The 23,949-nt window shown below is 67.3% G+C and carries 14 protein-coding genes; 9 read left to right on the forward strand and 5 right to left on the reverse strand.

Annotation, left to right across the window (positions count from 1 at the left end; all coding sequences use genetic code 11):
• Window positions 1–185: 185 nt before the first annotated feature.
• Window positions 186–2,909, reverse strand: coding sequence for a bifunctional [glutamate--ammonia ligase]-adenylyl-L-tyrosine phosphorylase/[glutamate--ammonia-ligase] adenylyltransferase (glnE, locus tag MasN3_RS07075; protein WP_281913233.1), 2,724 nt, complete (start codon window positions 2,907–2,909; stop codon window positions 186–188).
• 158 nt (window positions 2,910–3,067) lie between these two features.
• On the opposite strand from glnE, the gene MasN3_RS07080 reads away from it, so the two are divergent.
• Together MasN3_RS07080 and MasN3_RS07085 are read left to right on the forward strand one after the other, a co-directional pair.
• A complete protein-coding gene (locus tag MasN3_RS07080) occupies window positions 3,068–7,294 on the forward strand; it encodes a YhdP family protein (RefSeq protein WP_307730408.1) in 4,227 nt (1,408 codons plus the stop codon).
• Window positions 7,295–7,301: 7 nt separating this feature from the next.
• A complete protein-coding gene (locus MasN3_RS07085; protein WP_281913234.1) occupies window positions 7,302–8,099 on the forward strand; it encodes a carbon-nitrogen hydrolase family protein in 798 nt (265 codons plus the stop codon).
• An 88-nt stretch (window positions 8,100–8,187) separates the two neighbouring features.
• Here MasN3_RS07085 and MasN3_RS07090 read toward each other — a convergent pair whose 3' ends face one another.
• Window positions 8,188–8,484: an antibiotic biosynthesis monooxygenase family protein gene (locus MasN3_RS07090; protein ID WP_281913235.1), complete on the reverse strand. Its 297-nt coding sequence runs from the start codon at window positions 8,482–8,484 to the stop codon at window positions 8,188–8,190.
• 226 nt (window positions 8,485–8,710) lie between these two features.
• Between MasN3_RS07090 and tldD the strand changes: the two genes are divergently transcribed.
• On the forward strand, window positions 8,711–10,171 hold the full coding sequence (gene tldD, locus MasN3_RS07095) for a metalloprotease TldD (protein ID WP_281913237.1): 1,461 nt from the start codon (window positions 8,711–8,713) through the stop codon (window positions 10,169–10,171).
• Between the two features lie 76 nt (window positions 10,172–10,247).
• Here tldD and MasN3_RS07100 read toward each other — a convergent pair whose 3' ends face one another.
• The 3 genes from MasN3_RS07100 to MasN3_RS07110 form a co-directional block, all read right to left on the reverse strand.
• A complete protein-coding gene (locus MasN3_RS07100) occupies window positions 10,248–11,846 on the reverse strand; it encodes a TonB-dependent receptor domain-containing protein (RefSeq protein ID WP_307730418.1) in 1,599 nt (532 codons plus the stop codon).
• Entirely contained in the window at window positions 11,746–12,930 is a 1,185-nt protein-coding gene (locus MasN3_RS07105) for a TonB-dependent receptor plug domain-containing protein (RefSeq protein WP_281913239.1), read from the reverse strand. Before MasN3_RS07105 ends, MasN3_RS07100 begins: the two co-directional genes overlap by 101 nt.
• 196 nt (window positions 12,931–13,126) lie before the next feature.
• Complete coding sequence (locus tag MasN3_RS07110; RefSeq protein ID WP_281913240.1) at window positions 13,127–16,003, reverse strand: TonB-dependent receptor; 2,877 nt, start codon at window positions 16,001–16,003, stop codon at window positions 13,127–13,129.
• Between the two features lie 525 nt (window positions 16,004–16,528).
• On the opposite strand from MasN3_RS07110, the gene aroG reads away from it, so the two are divergent.
• From aroG to MasN3_RS07140, 6 genes are all read left to right on the forward strand, one after another.
• Window positions 16,529–17,587, forward strand: coding sequence for a 3-deoxy-7-phosphoheptulonate synthase AroG (gene aroG / locus MasN3_RS07115; protein ID WP_281913241.1), 1,059 nt, complete (start codon window positions 16,529–16,531; stop codon window positions 17,585–17,587).
• A 104-nt stretch (window positions 17,588–17,691) separates the two neighbouring features.
• Window positions 17,692–18,630 carry an ABC transporter permease gene (locus MasN3_RS07120; protein WP_281913243.1) on the forward strand — a complete coding sequence of 313 codons (939 nt, stop codon included), beginning with the start codon at window positions 17,692–17,694 and terminating at the stop codon, window positions 18,628–18,630.
• Complete coding sequence (locus tag MasN3_RS07125) at window positions 18,627–19,637, forward strand: ABC transporter permease (RefSeq protein WP_281913246.1); 1,011 nt, start codon at window positions 18,627–18,629, stop codon at window positions 19,635–19,637. The genes MasN3_RS07120 and MasN3_RS07125 overlap by 4 nt, the downstream gene beginning before the upstream one ends.
• Window positions 19,637–21,325, forward strand: coding sequence for an ABC transporter ATP-binding protein (locus tag MasN3_RS07130; RefSeq protein WP_281914449.1), 1,689 nt, complete (start codon window positions 19,637–19,639; stop codon window positions 21,323–21,325). Before MasN3_RS07125 ends, MasN3_RS07130 begins: the two co-directional genes overlap by 1 nt.
• Before the next feature lie 229 nt (window positions 21,326–21,554).
• Window positions 21,555–22,463, forward strand: a complete 909-nt coding sequence (locus tag MasN3_RS07135) for a VTT domain-containing protein (RefSeq protein ID WP_281913247.1) — start codon at window positions 21,555–21,557, stop codon at window positions 22,461–22,463.
• Between the two features lie 142 nt (window positions 22,464–22,605).
• Window positions 22,606–23,619, forward strand: coding sequence for a glucokinase (locus MasN3_RS07140; RefSeq protein WP_281913248.1), 1,014 nt, complete (start codon window positions 22,606–22,608; stop codon window positions 23,617–23,619).
• Window positions 23,620–23,949 lie beyond the last annotated feature (330 nt).

A 23,949-nucleotide genomic window follows, 5' to 3' on the forward strand; every position in this document is an offset into this window, starting at 1 on the left:
TTGTATGTTGATCAATGTCAATATACGGGGCGGTCACATCTGAACAAAAAACAACAATTACTCCATGTAAATCTCTGACTCGAAAGTCAATAGAGAAATGGCGCACGATGACTGTGCGCCATGGGTAAAAATTGCATGGGGATGGAGCGCCTGCACCAGTCTGGCGCAGGCATGCGAGAGGGCATTTAGTCGCCGAAACAGGCCTGCCACAGGCGCCGCACCGCATCCGGGTGGCCGCCCAGCAGCTGGGGATCGACGCGCGCCTTTTCCTGCCCCTGCAGGCGCACCTGGTGCTGCAGGCGCCGCATTGCGCGATAGGCGCTTGCCGCCTCCGCGGCCAGGCCGGGGTCGATCAGGCCGAGCTCGCCGGAAAGCTTCAGCAGTGCGATGTTGCCGGAGTTCGCCGTCAATTGCGGATACTGGGAGGCATGACGCAGCACCAGGTACTGGACGATGAACTCGATGTCGATCATCCCGCCTTCGTCCTGCTTGAGGTCGAACAGGGCGCCGGGATTGACGTTGGCGTCGCGCATGCGCTTGCGCATCGCGCGCACCTCGTCCTTGAGCTGCTGTTCCTGGCCGCTCCTGTCCTTGCGCAGCACCGCGTCGCGGATGCGCTCGAAGCGGGCGCCGATGGCGGCGTCGCCGGCGCAGAAGCGGGCCCGGGTCAGGGCCTGGTGTTCCCAGATCCAGGCCGATTCGTGCTGGTAGCGCTCGAAGGCGGCCACGGTGGACACCAGCATGCCGCTGGCGCCGTCCGGGCGCAGCGCGGTGTCGATGTCGAACAGGATGCCGGCCGCCGTGTGGGCGGTGTTCCAGGTGATGAAGCGTTGCGCCAGCTTGGCGTAGTTGGACGGCGCCATCTCGTCCTCGTCGTCGAACAGGAAGATGACGTCGAGGTCGGACACATAGCCCAGCTCCTTGCCGCCCAGCTTGCCGTAGGCGATGACGGCGAAGCGCGGTTCCTCGCGGTGGCGGCTGGCCACCGTGCGCCAGGCGTGGCGGACGGTGGCGCCGACGATGGTGTCGGCCAGCAGGGACAGGTGGTCGGCCAGGCGCTCGACCGAGAGTTCGCCGGCCAGGTCCAGGGCCAGCAGCCGGAACAGCTGGGCATGGTGGGCTTCGCGCAGGATGTCGAGCTGGCGCTCGGTGTCGCCGGCGGCGGCATTCAACTGCTCGTCGAGCTCAGTTGCCAGCACGGCGAGCTGGCCCATGTCGCCAACGCCCGAGTTGCGGTCGTCCAGCAGTTCATCGAGCAGGATCGGGTGTTGGGTCAGGAAGGTGGCGGCCCAGCCGCTGGCGTTCATCATCCGGATCACGCGCTCGAGCGTGTGCGGGTATTCGGTCAGCAGCGACAGGTAAGCCGAGCGGCGCGCGATCGCCTCGAAGAAGTCGAGCAGGCGCCCGAGCGTGGCGGCGTGGCTGCCGACCCCGGCCTCAACCACCACGGTGGCGATCTGGCCGAGGGCGGCGTCGCCCAGCGCCAGCAGCCTGGCGCGGCTGGCTTCGGGCAGGCTGGTCAGGCGCGGACCCTGGAGGGTGGCGACCAGGCGTGCGGCCGCCCCCGGCGGGTCGTCGTAGCCGAGCTCGAGCAGGCGGGCGGCGATCGCCTCGCGGTTTTCCGGATCGTCCGCCAGCAGGCTGGCCTCGGAATCGGCGGGCTCGGCCTTGTCAGCGAAGATCGCGTCGAACTGGGCGGCCACGTAGGTACGCTGTTCCTCCATCCGCCCCAGCAGGGCCGCCACGTCGGGCAGGCCCATCATCTGCGCCACCAGCAGGCGGTCTTCCTCGCTGGCCGGCAGGGTGTGGGTCTGGGCGTCGTCGAGGTACTGCAGTCGGTGTTCCAGGTTGCGCAAGAAGGTATAGGCCTCGAGCAGGCGCGCTACCGTGTCCTCGGGCAGCAGCTCGCGCTCGGCCAGCAGGCGCAAGGTAGCCCGCGTAGAGCGCTCGCGCAGCGCCGGGTCGCGCCCGCCGCGGATCAGCTGGAAGACCTGGGCCAGGAACTCGATCTCGCGGATCCCGCCGCGGCCCAGCTTGACGTTGTGGCTGCGCTCGGGGTGCAGGCGCTCCTGGCGCTTGACCTCGGCGCGGATCTGGGCGTGCATGTTGCGGATCGCATCGATCACGCCGAAGTCGAGATAGCGCCGGAACACGAAGGGACGCACGATCGCGTCCAGCGCCGCGATGTCTTCCGGGTCGCCGGTGACCGCGCGCGCCTTGACCCAGGCATAACGCTCCCATTCGCGGCCCTGCACAATGAGGTATTCCTCGACCATCGCCAGGCTGGCCGCCAGCGGGCCCGAATTGCCGTTGGGACGCAGCGCCATGTCGACGCGGAAGGTGAAGCCATCCTCGATGATTTCCGACAGGGTGGCAATCAGGCGGCGGCCGAGGCGCACGAAGAATTCGTGGTTGGACAGCTGGCGCTGGCCAGGGCCGGCAGCAGTCTCGCCATCCTCGGGGTAGACGAAGATCAGGTCGATGTCGGAGGAAACGTTCAGCTCGCCGCCGCCGCCCTTGCCCATGGACAGCACCATGAGCTGCTGGGGCCGGCCCGATTCATCGCCCATGGGCATGCCGTGGGCGGCGACCAGTTCCGCGCCCAGGGCCTCGGTATGGGTCCGGATGGCGAAGTCGGCGAAGCGGGTCATGGCCGTGACCACCTCGTCCAGGTCGGCCAGGCCTTCCAGGTCGCGCCGGATCAGGCCGCACACCAGCAGGTTGCGCAGGCGCCGCATGGCGCGCGGCAGCGGCAGGCCAGCGTCCAGTTCGCGTGCCAACAAGGCGCCGAGGTCGACGCTGGACAGGGATAATCGGCAGGCCTCGTCGAGCAGGGCGGGGCGGGCAGGGTCGGCGCCGAGCCAGCGCTGGAGGAAGCGGGAACGTACAGACGGCGAAGCTGGGTGCATGGTGTCGATCCGGTGTGGTTTTTGCCGTCCGGCAGGCGTCGTGCGGTAGAATTGCCCGCCGTGCTGCTGGGAGACGAGAGGTCAGTACGATGGTAAGGTAGACGCCGCGACTGTTGCAACTATCTGTTATTAGAGAATCAAATTTACGGCGAGCCTTTTTGAGCAGCTTGATGGACAACCAGGACCTGCAGGCGACGGCCGTGCACCGGCCGGCGATCGAGGAAGCACGCGTGCGCTGGCATCGGCTGCGCGCGTGCTATCGCTATGCAAACCTGGCCTCGCACCATTTCCTCGGCTTTGCCATCAAGCTGGTGCTGCTGCTGTATTTCGGGCTAGCGCTGCTGTTCCTGGCGCTGCGCTACGCCATCCTGCCCAATATCGACCTGTATAAAGGCGACATCGAAGCCGCCGCCGGGCGCGCGCTCGGCAACCGCGTCAGCATCGCGCAGCTGGAAGCCGGCTGGCAGGGCATCCATCCCGTACTGACGCTCGGCGACGTGCGCCTGATCGACCGCGGCGGGCGCCAGCTGCTGACCCTGCCGAAGGTCACGGCCTCCCTGTCCTGGTGGAGCCTGGTCGCCCTGGAGCCGCGCCTGCAGGCGCTCGAAGTGAACGGTCCGCAGCTGGACGTGCGGCGCGGCCGCGACGGCATCATCAGCGTGGCCGGGGTGCGGCTCGACCCGAATAAAAAGGACGACGGGCGCGGCGCCGACTGGCTGCTGCGCCAGCGCGAGATCGTGATCCGCGGCGGCCGGGTCGACTGGACCGACGAGCTGCGCGGCAGGCCGACCCTGGTCCTGAACGACGTGACCCTGGCGCTGCTGAACCGCTTCGGCGGCGGCCACCGCTTCGCGCTGCGCGCCACCCCGCCGCGCGCGCTCGGCCGGCCGCTCGACGTGCGCGCGCGCTTCCGCCACCGTTTCGGCGCGCGTCCCTCGGACATCGCGCGCTGGAAGGGCGAGCTGTATGCCGACCTGCGCGATGCCGACCTGGTGGCCTGGGAGCGCCACATCGACCTGCCGATCCGGATGGCCAGCGGACGCGGTTCGGTGCGCGCCTGGCTGAATGTCGACCAGGCCAGGGTCGCCGGCTTCACCGCCGACCTGGCCCTGGCCGACGTCAATGCGCGCCTGGGCGCGACCCTGGCGCCGCTCGAGCTGGCGCGCATCTCCGGACGCCTGGCAGCACGCGAGGAAATGTTGCCGGGTAAGGACGAAGGCAAGCCGACCTTCGGCGCCCACGGCCACACCATCAGCCTGACCGATTTCTCCGTCACCACCCGCGACGGCCACACGCTGCCGCCCGCCACGCTCGCACAGACCTGGCGCCCGGCGCGCGAGGGCAAGCCGGAATACGGCGAGCTGAGCGCGCGCCAGCTCGACATCGGCGCGCTGGCCGCCCTGGCCGGCTACCTGCCGCTGCCGCCCCAGCAGCGCCAGATGCTGCTCGACTACGCCCCGCGCGGCCGCCTGCTCGACGTGGCGGCCGAATGGGAAGGACGCTATCCGGCGCTGCGCAGCTACCGCCTGCGCGGCATTGTTGCCGGCCTGGCCATCAATGCGCAGCCGGCGCGTCCGGCTCAGCCGGCGCGGGACGGCCAGCCGGCCATGCCGCCCCGCCCGGCCACGCCCGGTTTCCAGAACCTGAGCGGCAGCATCGACGCCAGCCAGAACGGCGGCAGCCTGACGGTCGATTCGACCGCGCTGGTCCTGCACATGCCGGCCTGGTTCGCGCAAAGCGCGATGCCGCTCGACCGGCTCGACCTGAAGGCGCGCTGGAATTTCGACCCGGGCAAGCAGCTGCTGGTCGAGGTCGAACGCCTGGCCTTCGCGCAGGGGGCGCTGTCCGGCACGCTGTCCGGACGCCACAGCCTGCCGCTGCTGCCCGATGGCGGCCGGGCAGGGCCGGGCACGTCCGACATCAGCGCCACGCTGGACGGCTTCGCGATCGGCTCGGTGGGGCGCTTCCTGCCGCTGGCCACCCCCGAGCACCTGGGCCACTGGCTGACCGACGCGCTGCAGGGCGGCACCCTGCGCGATGCGCGCCTGCGCCTGCGCGGCGACCTGGCCGCTTTCCCGTTCCGCGCCAATAATGTGCTGGAGCGCGCCCGCGGCGAATTCCACGTCGCCGGCCGCCTCGAGAATGCGCGCCTCGAATACGCACCCGGCCACCGCCACCCCGACGGCACCCCGCAATGGCCGCTGGCCGAGAACATCAACGGCCGCATCGAGTTCGACCGCGCGCGCATGGAAATCCGCGGCGACACCCTGCGCACCATGGGCGTGGCGCTGTCCAACGTCAAGGCGGTGATTCCGGACCTGGGTGCGCACGAGAAGATGATGCTCGAGATCGACGGCGTTGCTGCCGCGCCGATGCAGGAATTCCTGCGCTACGTGGCGGCCAGCCCGGTGCCGGAATGGATCGGCCACTTCACCGACGAGACCCGCGCCGGCGGCAATGCGCGCCTGGGCCTGCGCCTGCGCATGCCGCTGGCGCACCTGCCGGAAACCCGCGTGCAGGGCAGCCTGCAACTGCTGGGCAACGACATCAGCCTGTTCCCGGAACTGCCCCCATTGCAGGCCGCGGAAGGGAAGATCGAATTCTGGGAGCGCGGCGTCGCCCTGAACGGCGTGGGCGCCAGCTTCCTGGGCGGGCCGCTGGGTCTGTCCGGCGGCACCCAGAAGGACGGCAGCATCGCGATTCGCCTGCACGGCACCCTGGACGCCGAGGGCATGCGCCGCACCGCGCCGGCGCCGGCGCTGGGCCGGCTGGCGCAGCGCCTCTCGGGCAGCACGCCCTATACCGGCAGCGTGGTGGTGCGCGAAGGCCGGCGCACCGTCACCCTCGATTCGAACCTGGCCGGCCTGGGCCTGGAACTGCCGGCGCCGCTCAACAAGCCGGAGGCGGACAGCCTGCCGCTGCGCTTCGTGCTGGCGGGCGAACCGACGCTGGGCGGGGTGGCGCGCGACGAGATCCGCGTCGCGCTGGGCGAGGGCGTGGCGGCGCGCTACGTGCGCGAAAAGACCGGACGCGCGCCCTGGACCGTGCTGCGCGGCGGGATCGGCGTCAACGTGCCGGCGCCGGCGCCGGACCGCGGCATGATGATCCACGTGAACATGCGCGCGCTGAACGCGGACGGCTGGATCGCGGCCGGCAAGGCGATCGCGGGCGAGGACAGCGGCGCCGCCGAGGGGAGCAGCGGCGCCGGCTTTGCCCAGTACGTGATGCCGACCCTGATCGGCGGCCGGGTGGGCGAACTGACCATCGGCGAGCGGCGCCTGGCCGACGTGGTGCTGGGCGCCACCCACCTGCGTGACACCTGGCAGGCCAACCTGCATTCGCGCCATGCGAGCGGCTACGTGACCTGGGCCGAAGCAAGCGGGAGCCAGGGGGGGGGCAAGGTTACGGCGCGCCTGGCCTCGCTGGTGATCCCGGAGTCGAGCGAAGCCGAGGTCAAGCATTTGCTGGAATCGAACCGCGGCGCCAGCGCCACCATCCCCTCGCTTGACATCGTCGCCGAACAGTTCCAGTTGGCCGACAAGCGCCTCGGCCGCCTGGAACTGCAGGCCAGCAATGTGCAGGCGCTGGCCGGCCGCGAATGGCGCATCAACCGTCTCAGCCTCGACAACCCGGACGGCCAACTGAAGGCCAACGGACGCTGGTTGTTCAAGGATGGGCGCAGCAACACCAGCCTGAATTTCATGCTCGACATCATTGACGCCGGCAAGCTGCTCGACCGGCTCGGCTTCCCCGAGACCCTGCGCCGCGGCAAGGGCAAGATGTCGGGCGATATCTCCTGGAGCGGACTGCCCTACGACCTGGACATCCCGAGCCTGTCGGGCCAGATCGAGATGAACGTGGAATCGGGCCAGTTCCTGAAGCAGGACCCGGGCGCGGCCAAGCTGCTCGGGGTGCTCAGCCTGCAGGCCTTGCCGCGCCTGCTCAAACTCGATTTCCACGACGTGTTCTCGGAAGGACTGGCCTTCGACGGCATTAGCGCCAACGCCCTGATCCAGCGCGGCGTGGTGCGCACCGACAACCTCAAGATGCACGGGGTGGCGGCGACCATCCTGATGGACGGCACTGCCGACATCGCCCACGAGACGACCAACCTGCGGGTGGTGGTGATCCCGGAGTTCAACCTCGGCACCGGTCCGCTGGTGTACGGCCTGGCGGTCAACCCGATCGTCGGCATCGGCAGCTACCTGGCGCAGCTGTTCCTGCGCGCGCCGGTGATGAAGGCGCTGACTTACCAGATGCAGATTTCGGGACCGTGGCGGTCCCCGACCATCACCAAGATCGACAATCCCACGCCGGCGCCAGATCAGGCCAAGGCACAGGCCCAGGCCCAGGCTGGCGGGCGCCCCAATGCGAAGAAGGAGTGACAAGGACATGAGCAAGGTAGCCGCAGTGCAGATGGTGTCCACCCCGCGGGTGGAAGACAACCTGGCGACCGCGCGCCGGCTGGTGGCGCAAGCCGCGAGCGAGGGCGCCCAGCTGGTGGCGCTGCCGGAATACTGGCCGATCATGGGCATGAGCGACAGCGACAAGGTGGCCCATGCCGAACCGCAAGGCAGTGGCCCGATCCAGGACTGCATGGCGCAACTGGCGCGCGAGCACGGCATCTGGCTGGTGGGCGGCACGCTGCCGCTGGTGTCGCAGGTGGACGGCAAGGTGCTCAATACCACCCTGGTCTACGACCCGCAGGGCAGGCCGGCCAGCCGCTACGACAAGATCCACCTGTTCGGCTTCAACAAGGACAGCGAATCCTATGACGAGGCGCGCACCATCGTGCCGGGGGAAAGCGTGGGCAGCTTCCAGGCGCCGTTCGGCCGGGTCGGCCTGTCGGTCTGCTACGACCTGCGTTTTCCGGAGCTGTTCCGGGCGATGGGCGAGTGCGCCCTGATCATCGTGCCGGCCGCCTTCACCCATACCACCGGGCTGGCGCACTGGGAAATCCTGCTGCGCGCGCGCGCGATCGAGAACCAGTGCTACGTGCTGGCCTCGGCGCAAGGAGGCCTGCACGCGAACGGCCGCCGTACCTTCGGGCACAGCATGCTGGTCGACCCATGGGGTGAAATCAAGGCGGTGCTGCGCGAGGGCGAGGGCGTCGTCAGTGGCACTCTCGACGAGGAGTTCCTGGCTAGCGTGCGCGAGAGCCTGCCGGCGCTGAAGCACCGCAAGATGTAGGCATTCGCCGGCATGTCCGCTCCGGCCTGCGATGCCGGGGCGGGGCCGACCTGAACGTGTGCAACGGGCTCACAGCCGCCATTGCTGGCTATTGTAGAAAATCCGCTCGGGAATCCAGCACGACTTCCTGAAAACTTTCCAGGATGGCGGCGTTCATGCGTTCGCGTGCTTCGGCGTCGACAGGGCCTTGTGCGAATGCCTGTTGACGAACTTCGGCCGACGGCCATTGGGCATAGCTATACCAAATGCCATCGCTACCGAGATGCAGGCGCGAACCCAGCGAACCGCGCTCCTTCAGCAATAAATCCGACACGCGTGACCATGCCTCGACAAACGCATTTTCATGCCCGGGGCGAAGTTTCCATCTGTAAAGCACGACAAACATTTCTTTTTCCTATGAAGACTTGCCGCAATAGCTGGAGCACGCATTGGTGTCTCCGCTTGCGGCCGGTTGCGGAGCTTCGTTAGAGGGCAGTGTACGGGGCATGTTGTTCTGCCGGCAAGCAGGTTTTTGCCGGATGCACCGAGCCCCCTGTTGGGCTGGATCGCGTCCGATACGAAGTGGGCAGATATGGCACAATGATCTTTCCACACGAACGACCGAACGCAAAATGAAACCATTCGAACCGAACCTTTCCTCCCTGGCTGTCGCGCGCGACGTGCTGCTGACGCCATTCGGCCTCGACGAGGGCAAGCTGCTCAATGCGCTGGGCTCGATGTTCACGCACAAGGTCGATTACGCCGACCTGTATTTCCAGTTCACCAAGAGCGAAGGCTGGAGCCTGGAAGAGGGCATCGTCAAGACCGGCAGCTTCTCGATCGACCAGGGCGTTGGCGTGCGCGCCGTGTCGGGTGACCGGACGGCCTTTTCGTATTCCGACGACATTTCCGAAGCGGCGCTGCTGGATGCGGCGGCCGCCACCCGCACCATTGCCCGCGCAGGCGCCGGCAAGGTGAAGATCGCCAGCGCGGCGCGCCCGACCGGCGGCCGCTCGCTCTACCTGCCGCACGATCCGCTCGCCTCGCTCGACGCGACGGCGAAAGTGAAGCTGCTCGAGCGCGTCGAAAAAATGGCGCGCGCCAAGGATCCGCGCGTAGTGCAGGTGATGGCCGGCCTAGCCGGCGAATACGACGTGGTGCTGGTGGTGCGCAGTGACGGCGTGCTGGCGGCCGACATCCGCCCGCTGGTGCGCGTGTCCGTCACCGTCATCGCCGAGCAGAACGGCCGCCGTGAAGTCGGCTCCTCGGGCGGCGGCGGGCGTTACGACTATGGCTATTTCAGCGACGAGCTGCTCGACAAGTACGCGACCGAAGCGGTGAAGTCGGCTTGCGTCAACCTGGAAGCGCGTCCGGCCCCGGCCGGCCCGATGACCATCGTGCTCGGCCCGGGCTGGCCCGGCGTGCTGCTGCACGAGGCGGTGGGCCACGGCTTGGAAGGCGACTTCAACCGCAAGGGTTCCTCGGCCTACGCCGGCCGCATCGGTGAACGCGTCGCGGCCAAGGGCGTGACCGTGGTCGACGACGGCACCTTGCAGGACCGCCGCGGCTCGCTCAACATGGACGACGAAGGCAACCCGACCCAGTGCACCACCCTGATCGAGGACGGCATCCTGAAGGGCTATATCCAGGACACGATGAACGCGCGCCTGATGAAGATGCCGGTCACCGGCAATGCGCGCCGCGAGTCTTTTGCCCACCTGCCGATGCCGCGCATGACGAATACCTACATGCTGGCCGGCGACAAGGATCCGGAAGAAATCCTGGCCTCGGTGAAGAACGGCCTGTATGCGGTCAACTTCGGCGGCGGCCAGGTCGACATCACCAACGGCAAGTTCGTGTTCTCGGCCAGCGAAGCCTACATGATCGAGAACGGCAAGATCAGCTATCCGGTGAAGGGCGCGACCCTGATCGGCAATGGCCCGGAAGTGATGAACAATATCTCGATGATCGGCAACGACATGCGCCTCGATTCGGGCGTGGGCGTGTGCGGCAAGGAAGGCCAGAGCGTGCCGGTCGGCGTCGGCCAGCCGACCCTGCGTATCGAGGGCGTCACCGTCGGCGGCACCGCCTGACGCGCAGCGCCCGCAAGAACAGGCCGGCCCGCGGATAGCGCGGGCCGGCTTTTTTTTCGTCCATGCGCCTGCGCCGTCAGAAGCGATAGGTCACTCGCGCGTAGACCGTGAAGCCGAGCGGGTCCGTGTAGCGCGGGTCGTAGCCCAGCTGGAAGTTGGTGACCTGGTTGGTGAAGGGCGGCTCTTCGTCGAACAGGTTCTTGATGCCGGCCGTCAGCTCGGCCTTCTTGTTGCCGGTGTAGGTGGCCGAGAGCGACCAGATCGAGTAGTGCCCGACCTTGTTGAAGAACTCCGGCGCCACTGCCGTGTTCTGGTCGGTGTAGTGCGACATGAAGCGGTTGGCCAGGTTGAAGCTCCAGTCGCCGCGCGCCAGGGTGAACAGCAGGTTATGGCGCCAGCGGAAGACCGGGGTGGCGTCGGCATAGCGCCCCGCATTCTCGGTGAACGGTCCGCCCGGCTCGTTCTGGTAGTCGTACTTGTTGACGTAGGTGCCGTCCAGGTTGACGCTGAAGTTGCCGAAGCGCGTGCGCGGCATGCGGTAGGCCACCGACAGGTCGAGGCCGCGGGTCTTGACTTCGCCGAGGTTGTCGGTGATGTCCAGCACGTACAGCAGGCTGGTGCCGGCCGCGTTGTAGACGAACAGGTTGCGGTACTTCTCGTAGTTGCCGAAGATGGTCTGCTCGGCAAGCTCGCTGATCTGGTCCTTCAGGCGGATGTTCCAGTAGTCGAGCGAGAGCGTGAGGTTTGGCAGCGGCTCGACCACGATGCCGGCGCTGTAGGTGCGCGAACGTTCCGGCGACAGGTCGGGATTGCCGCCGCCGCGCACGAACTGCTGCTGGCCGCAGGCGATGTTCGGGTTGGCGCCGGGCGCCGGCACACCGTTCGGGCACAGCACCGGATCGTCATAGGTGTCCGAGCTGTTGGTGGTGGTCTGCGGGCCGAACAGGTCGAACAGCGTCGGCGCGCGGAAGCCCTTGTTGAAGGAGCCGCGCAGCAGCAGTTGCGGGGTCGGCTGCCAGCGCAGCGCCACCTTGGGGTTGAAGCTGCCGCCGACGTCGCTGTAGTGGTCGTAGCGGGCCGCCACGTTGAGTTCGAGGTCCTTGACGATCGGTACGTTCACCTCGCTGAACAGGGCCCAGATGCTGCGCGCGCCGGACTGGTCCTGCGCGTCGGCCGAGCCCGAGCTGGAGGCCTGCGAGGCCAGTTCGCGGTTGACGAAATACTTGGCGCGGTCGCGCCGGAATTCGGCGCCGATGGCGAAGCCGAGCGGGCCGCCGGGAAGCGTCATCAGCTCGCGGCTGGCGCGCGCGTCCACCGCCGCGCTGTGGATGCGCGCATGCAGGTATTCGCCGGACAGGATCGCGTTGCGCAGGTACTCGGCCCCTTGCGCGTTCTGCGGGCCGAAGGGATTCAGGATGCCGGCGGCGACGCCGTCGATGATGCGCTGGTCGATGACGTAGCCGCCGTTGAAGATGCTCTTGGCCTTGCCCAGCGAGTAGGAAACCGCCGTGTTGTAGTCCCAGCCGGCCAGCGAGCCCTCGAGGCTGGCCAGCAGGCGGTCGGTGATGCTGGAATCAACATTGTTGCGCCGGCCGGTCTCGAGCGGCCGCCAGGAGATGTCGAGCGCTTCGCCCGTCAGGCCGGGGGAAGGCCGGCACGATGCCGTTGCCGGGATAGAAGGGGCTGTCGCCCGTCATGATCACGCCGATGCCCGACAGCGGCGGCGGCGCGACCTGGGCCTCGTTGGTGCTGCGGCCGTGCACGAATTCCAGGCCGGCCGTGTGCGCGCCGAATTTCTTGTTGAGCCGGGCCATGGCGCTGAACTGGCGCGTCTTGGGGATGTTGTCGACGAAGCGCGTGTAGTCGAAGGCACACAGGGGCTCGCCCGGCAGCGCCACCGAGTCGGGCGGCTGGCAGGCCGGGGCGTAAGGGTTGCCGGTCACGCCGAGGTCGGAAAAGAAATTGGCGGGGAAGGTCGTGCCGCTGACCTCGAACATGCCGCGTTCGGGCCGGATGCCGGTGCTGGAGAAGCGGCGGTCGGTGGCGCGCAGCGCGCTTTGCTGGTGCCAGTCGACTACGCCCCACATGCTCAGGCCGTCGCGCTCGAGCTCGCCCCAGCCGCCCGACAGGTTGATGCGCTGCTCGTTGCCGCCGCCCTGGGCGTAGGGTTCATAGGCCTCGACCACCAGCGCCGTCCCTTCCACCGAGCGCTTGGTGATGAAGTTGATCACGCCGCCGATGGCGTCGGTGCCGTAGACCGCGGAGGCGCCGTCGCGCAGCACCTCGACCCGCTCCAGCGCGGCCACCGGGATGATGTTGAGGTCGACCGAATCGGCGAAGTAGGGGTGGTTCGCCAGGCGGCGCCCGTTGAGGAGCACCAGGGTCTTGTCGCCGCCCAGGCCGCGCAGGTCGGCGGTGGCGCGCCCGCCGGTGCCGGACCCGACCGCCGCCGTCGAGCCCTCCGAGGACTGGTTCATCGGGATCGCGTTCAGCACCTCCTGTGCCGTGGACAGGCCCTGCTTGGCGAAATCGGATGCGCGGATCGTCGTGATCGGTAGCGAGGTCTCGGTGGCCAGGCGCCGGATCGACGACCCGGTGATCTCGACGCGCTGCATCGGCGCCGCCGTCGGGGTCGGGGGTGGCTGCAGGGCAGGGGGCGAAGTCTGGGCCAGCAGGGGCGGCGCGCACAGCGCGAGGCCGGCCGCCGAGCCGCAGGCGAACAGCCGGCGCAGGGCGCGGGACAGGATGGTTTCGGTCATCTTGGGCTCCGGATCGGGAATGGCGCGCAGCAGCGCCCGGGCAGGGCGCGATCGCGCGCCCTGCCGCTGGCCGCCGCCGCTTGCCGCGGGTTTAGAGCGCCGAACAATTCCCCCGATGGCTGCGTTGCATCGTCTCGCCGTACTAGCGTACTGTCTTCGACGATGCGCCTTGCCCTCGGGGTTTTGTTAGGCGCTCTTAGAAGGTGTAGCGCGCTCCCAGGGTGAACAGACGGCCGACCGCGCCGGCGTAGTCCAGCGGGTTGTACGACACGGCGCCGTAGGTCAGGGGATCGAGCGGCGCGATCTTGTCGAACACGTTCTGGACCGAACCGAACACTTCCCATTTCTGCTGCGGCTTCCAGCGGAACACCAGGTCGACGGTGGTGAACGAGGCCAGTTCGCAGTCGCTCGGGGCGTCGTTGCCATTGGCAAAGTGGCTGGCGCAACCTTCCGGATCGTCCTTGAACAGGGTGTTGTCGATCTTGCCGCGGTAGTTCACGTTGGCCGACAGGCGGAAGTTGCTGCGCTCCCAGGTGGCGCGCAGGTTGACGCGGTTGTCGGGCGTGCCGATGCAGTTGGTCACGTCGCAGTTGCCGTGGGTGCCGGCGAAGTCCTGCGAGGTGCCGTCGCGCTCGGTGCGTACCCACTTGAACAGGTGGGTCCACTTGGCGTCGAACACCAGGTTGCCGTAGTCGCGCGGCAGGGGCATGCTGTGGCGCGCGTCGAGGTCGAGACCACGCACCTTGGTCTGGGCCGAGTTGACGTAGCTGGCCAGCACCGCCGTGATGGCGCCGGGATCGCCCGGAATGCCGGCCTGGGCGGTCGTGGGATCGCGCGAGACGCGCCCGGCAAGGATGGCCGCAGGGATCTGCTCCTGGTTGATCTCGTTCTTGCGCTTGATCTGCCAGTAGTCGAGCGAGAAGCTGGTGCGCGGCAGCGGATCCCAGATCACGCCCACGTTATAGCTCTTCGAGCGCTCGGGATCGAGGTCCGGGTTGGGCGAGGTGATCAGCGCGATGTTGGCCGGGTTGCAGGCCACCTGCACGCCCAGTGCGCAGCGCACCGGGTCGGAGGCATTGGTGAAGGCGGCCAGGCCGCCGACCCCGTTCTCCGCCGGGCTCGGCGCACGAAAGCCGCGCGCCCAGGTGGCGCGCAGGGCGAGCTGGCGCGCCGGGGTCCACTTCACGCCGAGTTTCGGCGTATAGGCATTGCCCACGTCGGTGAAATGGTCCCAGCGCATGGCACCGGTCACTTCGACGCCGGGCCAGACCGGCGCCAGCACTTCGCCGTACATGGCGAACACGTTACGCTGGCCGTCGTAGGCTGAATAGCCGAGGCCGATGATGTTGCCGCGTTCGGTGCCGGTGGTGGGCTCAAGCCTGGCCATTTCGTGGCGGAATTCGGCGCCGACCGCCACCCCGAGCGGGCCGCCGGCCAGCCGGCCGAATTCGCGCGTGGCCTTGAAGTCGATCTGGGCGATCTCGGTCTTGGCGTCGTTCGAGATTTCGGGCGACAGCGCGGCATACACGGCCGGGGAATTCAGGGAGGCGTTCTCGCCGATGCGCCATACGGTGCCGACCGGCAGCGCGCGGTAGCCGGGGTTGTTGGCGATGGCGGTGGCGATGTTGGCCGGCGTGGGGTTGAGCAGGGCGAAGGTGACGTCGCGCTGGAGGAAGCCGTTGCGATCGTTGCCGACCCGGCTGCTGGAATAGAGCAGCGAGCTGTCCCAGTCCCAGCCGATATGGCTGCCGCGCACGCCGACCAGTGCCCGGGTGAAGGTCGATTCGATGTCCGAACGGCGCGGGCCGACGTCGCCTGCCAGGTAGCGCAGGCGTGCCTCGCGCCCGAAATACGGGTTGTCGGGGTGGGTCGGCCCGAAGGCGGCGCCGGCGCCGCTGACCGGACCGCCCGGATAGCCCTGGTTGGCGCTGATGGTCGAGGGCGTGGTCGCGGTCCGGGTCAGGCTGTTGTAGAGGTTGATTTCGGTATACGCCTCGACCTCGTTGTTCAGCTTGAAGGTGCCGCGCCCGAACAGGGAACCGTATTCCTGGTCGGGCTGGATCTGGTTGTACAGGAAGGGGGCATCGATCAGGCAGCCGCCGCCCGGATCGCCCTGCGGGTGGTTGGTGAAGTTGCTGCAGGCCGCCGCCGGGAAGAAGCGGGTGAAGCCGACCCCGGCCGGGTTGCCGCGGTTGTAGTAATCGAGCGTGTCGGGGTTGCGCACGTTGCCGTTGATGGCGCTGCCGGAGGCGTTGTTGCCGGTGATGGCGCCGGTGCCGCCCAGCCCCTCCTGGGCCGAGTAGCCCCATGGCCGCAGGTCGGCCTTGCCGACCCAGTCGCGGTTGCCGCGCTCGCGGTTCCAGATCTGGTCGGTCTTCTTGTATTCGAAGTTGAGCAGCACGTTGTAGCGGTCGGTGTCGAGATCGCCCTTGCCCCAGGTGACAGCGACATTGTATTGCTGGCCGTCGCCGCCGGTGGCGGTGCCGGCCAAGGCGCGCACGGTGCTGCCCGTGAAGTCGCGCCGCAGGATGATGTTGACTACGCCGGCGATGGCGTCGGAACCGTAGATGGCCGAGGCGCCGTCCTTGAGGATCTCGACCCGCTCGACGGCGTCGGTGGGGATGACGTTGAGGTCGGCGAACACCTTCTGGCCGTCGTCGGCGAGCCCGTAGGGCGCCATGCGCCGGCCGTTGAGCAGCACCAGGGTCGAGGCGGTACCGAGGCCGCGCAGCGAAATGCCGGACGCACCGGCGGCGAAGCCGTTGCCGAAGCTGGTGGGGACCGAGCCCGAATTGTCGACCGCCAGCGTCTGCAGCAGCTCGGCGACCGTGGTCTTGCCCGAACGTTCGATGTCGGCCCGGTTCACGGTCTGCACCGAGGAGGCGGTTTCGGCCTGGGCGCGGCGGATGTTCGAACCGGTGATCTCGACGCGGGCAATCGGTTTTGGCGCCACTTCCTGTGCCGCCACGTGCGGCGCCGCCGCGAGCAAGGGAAAGCCGACTGACAACAGGCCGACGGCGCCGCCGCCGGCAAAAATGCGCCGCAGGGCGCGCGAAAGCAGGGTTTCAGTCATGTCCAGACTCCAGTGGTTGGGATTGTTCCCGCCGCCTTCGCGCCTTCCTTGAGTGCAATCAAGTTCCTAAATGACTTTTCTTGCGGGAACGCAAGAACGGCGCGAAGCGATCGGGGGCTTGAACCGACTTTTGCACCGCTGGATGAACGGCGACTGATCCGAATCAAGGTGTGCGGAAAGGCAGGGAACAGCTGTAGGATTCCCGCAACCAGTCGACAAATCCGCTGATCCCAGCCGGCAGGCCGGGCCGCAGCAGCGGCGCAGGGACGCAATCAAGCCTCCCGGAAAAGGCTTGCCAAGCGTTACACAATGGCGTTATAGTCACTCGACCAGGTCTCCGGACCATCACGGATTTTCCATGCGCCAGCACGTTTTCTTTACCTGCTACTTTTACTTTAGCCATTCCAGCCCCTTGGCGGTGGAGTAGCGGCAGGTTCACGCGATTCAAGAACAGTCCGACGCAAATCCAGACAAACCGCCATCGATGGCGGTTTTTTTTATTTCTGAAACATCACGGAGTACAGCATGCCTCGCACCGACGATTTACGCATTCGCGAAATGAAGGAACTGACACCGCCCGCGCACTTGATCCGCGAGTTCCCGGTCACCCCCGCGGCCGAGCAGACCGCGGCCAGCGCGCGGGTCGCCCTGCACCGCATCCTGCACGGCCAGGACGACCGCGTCATGGTGGTGGTCGGCCCGTGCTCGATCCACGACCCCAAGGCGGCGCTCGAGTATGCGCGCGGCCTGGCCGAGCAGCGTTTGCGCTTTGCCGGCGAACTCGAGATCATCATGCGGGTGTATTTCGAGAAGCCGCGCACCACGGTCGGCTGGAAGGGCATGATCAACGATCCCTACATGGACAATAGCTTCCGCATCAACGACGGCCTGCGCATGGCGCGCGAGCTGCTGCGCGACGTCAACGAGATGGGGCTGCCGGCCGGCACCGAATTCCTGGACGTGATCAGCCCGCAGTACATCGCCGACCTGATCAGCTGGGGCGCGATCGGCGCCCGCACCACCGAATCGCAGGTGCACCGCGAACTGGCCTCGGGCCTGTCCTGTCCGGTCGGCTTCAAGAATGGCACCGACGGCAACATCAAGATCGCGGCCGACGCGATCAAGGCGGCCTCGCAGCCGCACCATTTCCTGTCCGTGACCAAGGGCGGGCATTCGGCGATCGTGTCGACCGCCGGCAACGAGGATTGCCACATCATCCTGCGCGGCGGCAAGACGCCGAACTACGACGCGGCCAGCGTGGACGACGCGTGCAGGAAGCTGGCGGCCAACGGCCTGGCCGGCCGCCTGATGATCGATGCCTCGCATGCCAACAGCAGCAAGAACCCGCAGAACCAGGTGCCGGTGTGCGCCGACATCGCGTCCCAGATCGCGGCCGGCGACGACCGCATCGTCGGCGTGATGATCGAGTCGCACCTGGTGGGCGGCCGCCAGGACCTGGTGCCGGGCAAGGAACTGACCTATGGCCAGTCGGTCACCGACGGCTGCATCGACTGGGACACCAGCGTCAAGGTGCTGGAAGGATTGGCCGCGGCCGTGAAGCAGCGCCGCCTGCGCCGGGAATGAATCGTTGCCAGGTTATGACGAGGCAATGAAAAGGAATGGCCGGTCCCCGACATGGCAAGCCGACATGACGGCAAAATAGACGGATTCAACCATCCAGGAGTCACATGCTGAGTTTTATCGTCCGCCGGCTGTGGCAGATGCTGCCGACCATGCTCGGGGTGGTGGTGCTGGTGTTCTTGCTGTTCAACTGGGTCGGCGGCGACCCGGCCTACCTGCTGGCGGGCAAGATGGCCGATACCGCCGCCATTGAGAACATCCGGCGCCAGCTCGGCACCGACCAGCCCTGGCCGGTGCAGCTGTGGATCTTTATCAAGCAGATCCTGACTTTTGACTTCGGCAATGCGTGGAGCACGGGCGAACCGGTCTCGCACATCATTTCCAGCCGGCTGGGACCTTCGCTGACCGTGCTGGTGCCGCTCACCATTCTGGAGACCGTGCTGGGCATCGCCCTGGCCCTGGGCATCGCCTTTGTGCGCGGCTCGCTCACCGACCGCGCGGTGATGGTGGCCTGCACGGTCGGCATGTCGATCTCGATCCTGGTCTACATCATCGTGTTCCAGTACCTGTTCGCCTACAAGCTCGGGCTGTTCCCGGTGCAGGGCTGGGGCAACAGCCTGGGGGAAAACCTGCTGCATTACGCGCTGCTGCCCATCTTCATCGGCCTCGCTGTGTCGATCGCGCCGACCTTACGCTTGTATCGTAGTTTTGTGCTCGACGAAGTGGGGCAGGACTACGTGCGCACCGCGCGCGCCAAGGGACTGAGCGAGCGGCGCGTGGTCTGGGTGCACGTGCTGCGCAATGCGGCGATCCCGATCATCACCCACGTCATGGCCAACCTGCCGGCCTTGCTCATCGGCGCCTTTCTCCTGGAACGCTTCTTCGGCATCCCGGGCATCGGGCGTGAAGTCATCCTGGCGGTCGAGCGCAGCGATTTCCCGGTGATCAAGGCGATCACGGTCTACGTGGCCGCCGCCACCATGGTGTTCAACCTGCTGGCCGACCTGCTGTACCAGGCCGTCGATCCGCGGGTGCAACTGACATGAACGCGACCATGCAATCGCCTGGCCTGTGGGCCCTGGCCTGGCGCCGCCTGCGCGCCGACCGCGTCGCCATGGGCGCGCTGGCGGTGGTGCTGGCTTTTCTCCTGATGCTGGTGCTGTCCGGCGCCGGCCTGATCGCCGCCGACTGGGAAGAGGAGGTGGCGGTCAACTACGCACCGCCGAGCTTCATCGGCGCCGACGCGGGCGCGCGCGCGCTGGCCGCGGCCCAGCTGCCGCGCGAGACGCCGCCGAACGCCTTCGACCCGCTGGCGCAGGAGCTGGCCGAGCTCAAGGCGCAAGTCCGCGCCAGCCATCCGCCGGTGGAAAAAGCGACCACGCTGCCCTTCGGGGCCGACAAGTGGGGCCACGACGTCCTCAAGAAGACCATCAAGGGCGGCGAGACCTCGATCGTGGTGGGCCTGGTGGCGGCTTTCGTGGCGGTGGCGCTGGGCACCCTGTTCGGGGCGCTGTCGGGTTTCTACGGCGGCGTCGTGGACGACCTGTTCAACTGGTTCTACAGCATCTTCACCTCGATCCCCTCGATCCTGATGATCCTGACCGTGGCCGCGGTGCTGCAGCAGAAGGGGGTGATGACCATCGTCCTGATCCTCGGCCTGACCGGCTGGACCGGGCCCTACCGCCTGATGCGCGCCGAGTACATCAAGCACAAGGCGCGTGAATACGTGATGGCGGCCGACGCCATCGGCGCATCCGCCTGGTCGCGGATGTTCGGCCACATCCTGCCGAACGTCTCGCACGTGGCCCTGGTGCAGATGTCGATCCTGGTGGTCGGCTTCATCAAGGCCGAGGTGATCCTGTCCTTCCTCGGCTTCGGCGTGCCGGTCGGCGTGGTGTCCTGGGGCAGCATGTTGAACGAGGCGCAGAACGAACTCATCCTCGGCAAATGGTGGCAGCTGGCCGCCAGCGCGAGCGCGATGGCGCTCCTGGTGACGGCCTTTTCCCTGTTCGCGGACGCCCTGCGCGACGCCCTCGACCCCAAGCTCAAATGATGGACGACCACGATCCCCTGTTGCGGGTGCGCGACCTGCGCATCGCCTTCCGCGTCGACAAGAACAACACGGTCGAGGCGGTCAAGGGCATTTCCTTCGACGTGCCGCGCAACAGCACGGTGGCGCTGGTGGGCGAATCCGGCAGCGGCAAGTCGGTCAGTTCGCTGGCCGTGATGGGCCTGCTGCCGCCAAACACCACCGTTATCGGCCCCGGCTCGCGCGCGCACTTCGACGGCCGCGAGCTGCTTGCGCTCGCGCCTGCGGAGCGCCGGGCGCTATGCGGCAAGGACATCGCGATGATCTTCCAGGAGCCGATGTCCTCGCTCAACCCGGTGTTCACGGTGGGCTACCAGATCGGCGAAGTGCTGCGCCGGCACCTGGGCATGAACGCGAAGCAGGCGCGCGCCCGCACGCTCGCCTTGCTGGAAGAGGTCGGCATTCCCGACCATGCGGTCAAGATCGATGCCTACCCGAGCCAGATGTCGGGCGGCCAGCAGCAGCGCGTGATGATCGCGATGGCGATCGCCTGCGAGCCCAGGCTCCTGATCGCGGACGAGCCGACCACGGCGCTCGACGTGACCATCCAGAAGCAGATCATCGATCTGATCCGGCGCCTGCAAAAGAAACACCAGATGTCGGTGCTGTTCATTACCCACGACCTTGCTCTGGTGGGCGAGATCGCCGACCGCGTGATCGTCATGCGCCACGGCGAGGTGCGCGAAGAAGGGCAGGCGGCCCAGGTGTTCGGCGCCCCGCGCGACGCTTATACGCGCGCGCTCCTGCATTGCCGGCCGAAGCTGGACGAGCGTCCGCTGCGCCTGCCGGTCATCGACGACTATCTGAGCGGCCGGACCAGCCCGGAACAAGCACTGCCCCAGCGTACGCGCGGCACGGCGCCGGACGACGCGCCGGTGCTGGTGGTGAAGAACCTCGCCAAGAGCTTCTGGCTGCGCGACGGCCTGTTCAGGAAGCGCGAGTTCAAGGCGGTCAAGGATGTGTCGTTCACCCTGGCGCGCGGCAAGACCCTGGGCGTGGTGGGCGAATCCGGCTCGGGCAAGACCACGGTCGGCCTGACCCTGCTGCGCCTGCACCGCGCCACCGGCGGCAGCGCCATGTTCGACGGCCAGGACCTGTTCAGCATGCCGGAGCGCGACTACCAGGCCTACAAGCGGCGCATCCAGATCATCTTCCAGAATCCGTATGCCTCGCTGAATCCGCGCTTCACGGTGGGGCAGATTCTGCTGGAACCGATGCGCATCCACCGGATCGGCCTGGACGACGGCGAGCGGATCGGCATGGCGCATGAGCTCCTGAGGCGGGTGGGCCTGCCGGAACAGGCCTTCCACCGCTACCCGCACGAGTTCTCCGGCGGCCAGCGCCAGCGCATCGCCATCGCGCGCTGCCTGACCATGAAGCCGGAGATCGTGGTGTGCGACGAATCGGTGTCAGCGCTCGACGTGTCGGTGCAGGCCCAGGTGCTGAATCTGCTGCAGGACCTGCAGGACGAGTACGGCATGAGCTACATCTTCATCTCGCACGATTTGTCGGTGGTGAAGTACATTGCCGACCAGGTGATGGTGATGCACCACGGCAGCGTGGTCGAGATGGCGGATTCGGACGCTTTGTACCGCAATCCGCAGCACGACTACACGCGCAGCCTGCTGGCGGCGATTCCACGGGGTACGTAGGGTGGGCGGGTCTCCCGCCCACGCGGTGATGGCCAGTGGCTCCGCTGTCGTGCCGGATGATCTTGCTGCCAACTCTCACCGCGTGGGCGGCATTGACGTCGCGGTTTGGCACCTTGGCAGGTAGAGCCGCCCACCCTACGAAAAACAACAGTGGTAATCAGCGACGCTTACTAAACTCGGCTACACTAGCGCGATGTCCCAACTCGTCGAACTGCTCCAGGTTTAAGGTGTGCTGATCGTGTTCGGCATCGTCCTTGTCGAGCAGTTCGGCCTGCCCATTCCCGCCTTCCCGATCCTGGTCGTGGCCGGCGCGCTCTCGGTCGACGGCGAGCTCAGCTGGCAGCTGTGCCTGCTGTCCGCGGTCGTTGCCTGCCTCATCTGCGACATGTTCTGGTTCCGCGCCGGGCGCTTCTATGGCAAGCGGGTCCTGCGCCTGCTCTGCAAGATCTCGCTGTCGCCCGATTCCTGCGTCAACCAGACCGAGGACCGGTTCCGCCGCTTCGGCGCCAAGTCGCTGCTGGTGTCGAAGTTCGTCCCCGGCTTCAATACCATCGCCGCGCCGCTGTCGGGCGCCATCGGCACCCGTACCCGCCAGTTCCTCGGCTATTCCGTGACCGGGGCGGCCTTGTGGAGCGGCACCGGCATCCTGATGGGCATACTGTTCCACGACGGCGTCGAAGAGCTGCTCGGCTGGCTCGAGACCATGGGCGGCACCGCGCTCATGGTGCTGGCTACCTTGCTGGTCCTGTTCATCGCCGTCAAGTACCTCGAGCGGCGCCGCCACCGCGCCCGCATTGGCATGGCGCGCATCGAGATCGGCGAACTCCTGGCGCTGATCGACGGCGGCCACGACCCGCTCATCGTCGATGCCCGCAGCCTCACGGCACTGGCGCTGGAAGCGCCGATTCCCGGCGCGCTGGTATTCCAGGCCTGCGCCCCGGACCAGCTGATGGCCACCATCGACAAGGACCGCCACGTCGTCGTTTATTGCAGCTGCCCGAACGACGTCACGGCCGCCGAGGTCGCCAAGCAGTTCCTGGCCAACGGCTTCCACCGTGCCCGGCCGCTGCGCGGCGGCCTGGATGCCTGGAATGCCCGCCGCGGCGCCGAGCCGGAGCTGCGTCCGGCAGCATGCTGAGGTAGCTCGACTACTTCGCGTTGCTCGTATTGTCGTGCGCATGTAGCAGTAGGGGTCCTATGCTGTACCTAAACTACAGAATCTACTTGTAAGAACACTACAAAGTTGTGTAAGCTTGGTCATCGCTCTTCTATTAGCTGCAATGACCGCCTTTCCCTCCAGCCTCGATTCCGCCTCCCTGACCCTTGCTGGCAGCGCTCGCCTGCTTGCCGACGTCGGCGGCACCAATGCCCGTTTTGCGCTGGAGACCGGGCCTGGCCGCTTCGAAGCGATCGAGGTGTTGTCCTGCCAGCAGCATGCGAGCCTGGGCGAGGCCATCCGCGCTTATCTGGCGCTGCCGCAGCTGGCCGGCCTCGGCGCCGGCATCCGCCATGCAGCGATCGCGATCGCCAATCCGGTCACCGGCGACCAGGTGCGCATGACCAACCACCACTGGGCCTTTTCGATCGAGGCGCTGCGCCAGGAGTGCGGTTTCGATACCCTGGTGGTCGTCAACGATTTTTCGGCGCTGGCGCGTTCGCTGCCGCACCTGGGCGGCCAGAAGCGCCAGGTGGGTGGCGGCACGCCCGTGCCTGACGCCCCGCTCGGCCTGCTGGGCGCCGGCACCGGTCTCGGCGTGTCCGGACTGATCCCCTGCGGGAACAGCTGGACCGCCCTGCGCAGCGAAGGCGGCCACGTCGGCTTTTCCCCGGTCGACGAGCGTGAAGTCGCCATCCTCCAGTACGCCTGGCGCGAATTCGCGCACGTCTCCAGCGAGCGCCTGCTGTCCGGCGCCGGCGTGGAACTGATCTACCGCGCCCTGAGCGAGCGTGCCGGCCGTCCCGACAGCCTGCCCGCGCCCGAGATCTCGCGCCGCGCCCTGGACGGCGAATGCGCGCTGTGCGACGAGGTGCTGGAAGCCTTCTGCGGCATGCTCGGCACCGCCGCCGGCAACCTCGCCATCACCCTCGGCGCCCAGGGTGGCGTCTACATCGGCGGCGGCATCGTGCCGCGCCTGGGCGAGCGCTTCGACCGGTCCTCGTTCCGCCGCCGGTTCGAGCAGAAGGGCCGGTTCAGCGGCTATCTGGCCCAGGTCCCGACCTACGTGATCACGGCGGACTACCCGGCCTTCCTGGGTGTGTCGGCGATTTTGTCGGAAAAACTGGCTGCGGCTTGATCAAATAAGGCCTTCCTGCACCTTCGACCCTGCCGGCTTGTCCGTTCCCGGGTTTTATCGGTTACAATGGCCGTCAGTTGTCGGAAACGATGTCGTCAGTTCGCGCCTTGCGCAGCCCCGCGTTTCCCCTGAAAGACCAACGTTGATCGCCCGCCTGGCACGCGGGCAGCAGTGACCGGCGCCAAGCCAGCCACTTAGTCAGCCCGGCGCATTGTCGGCCCGGGCCCCACGGATTCCAGAGTATTGCGCAGCACCTTCGCACCGCGGCCGGTCTCGGCCCCGCGGCTGGCATCCGTTAAACCAGTTTTGTTTGATCTGTGCATTCGAAGC

The organism is Massilia varians, from assembly GCF_027923905.1.
In the GTDB taxonomy this organism is placed as follows: Bacteria; Pseudomonadota; Gammaproteobacteria; order Burkholderiales; family Burkholderiaceae_D; genus Telluria; species Telluria varians_B.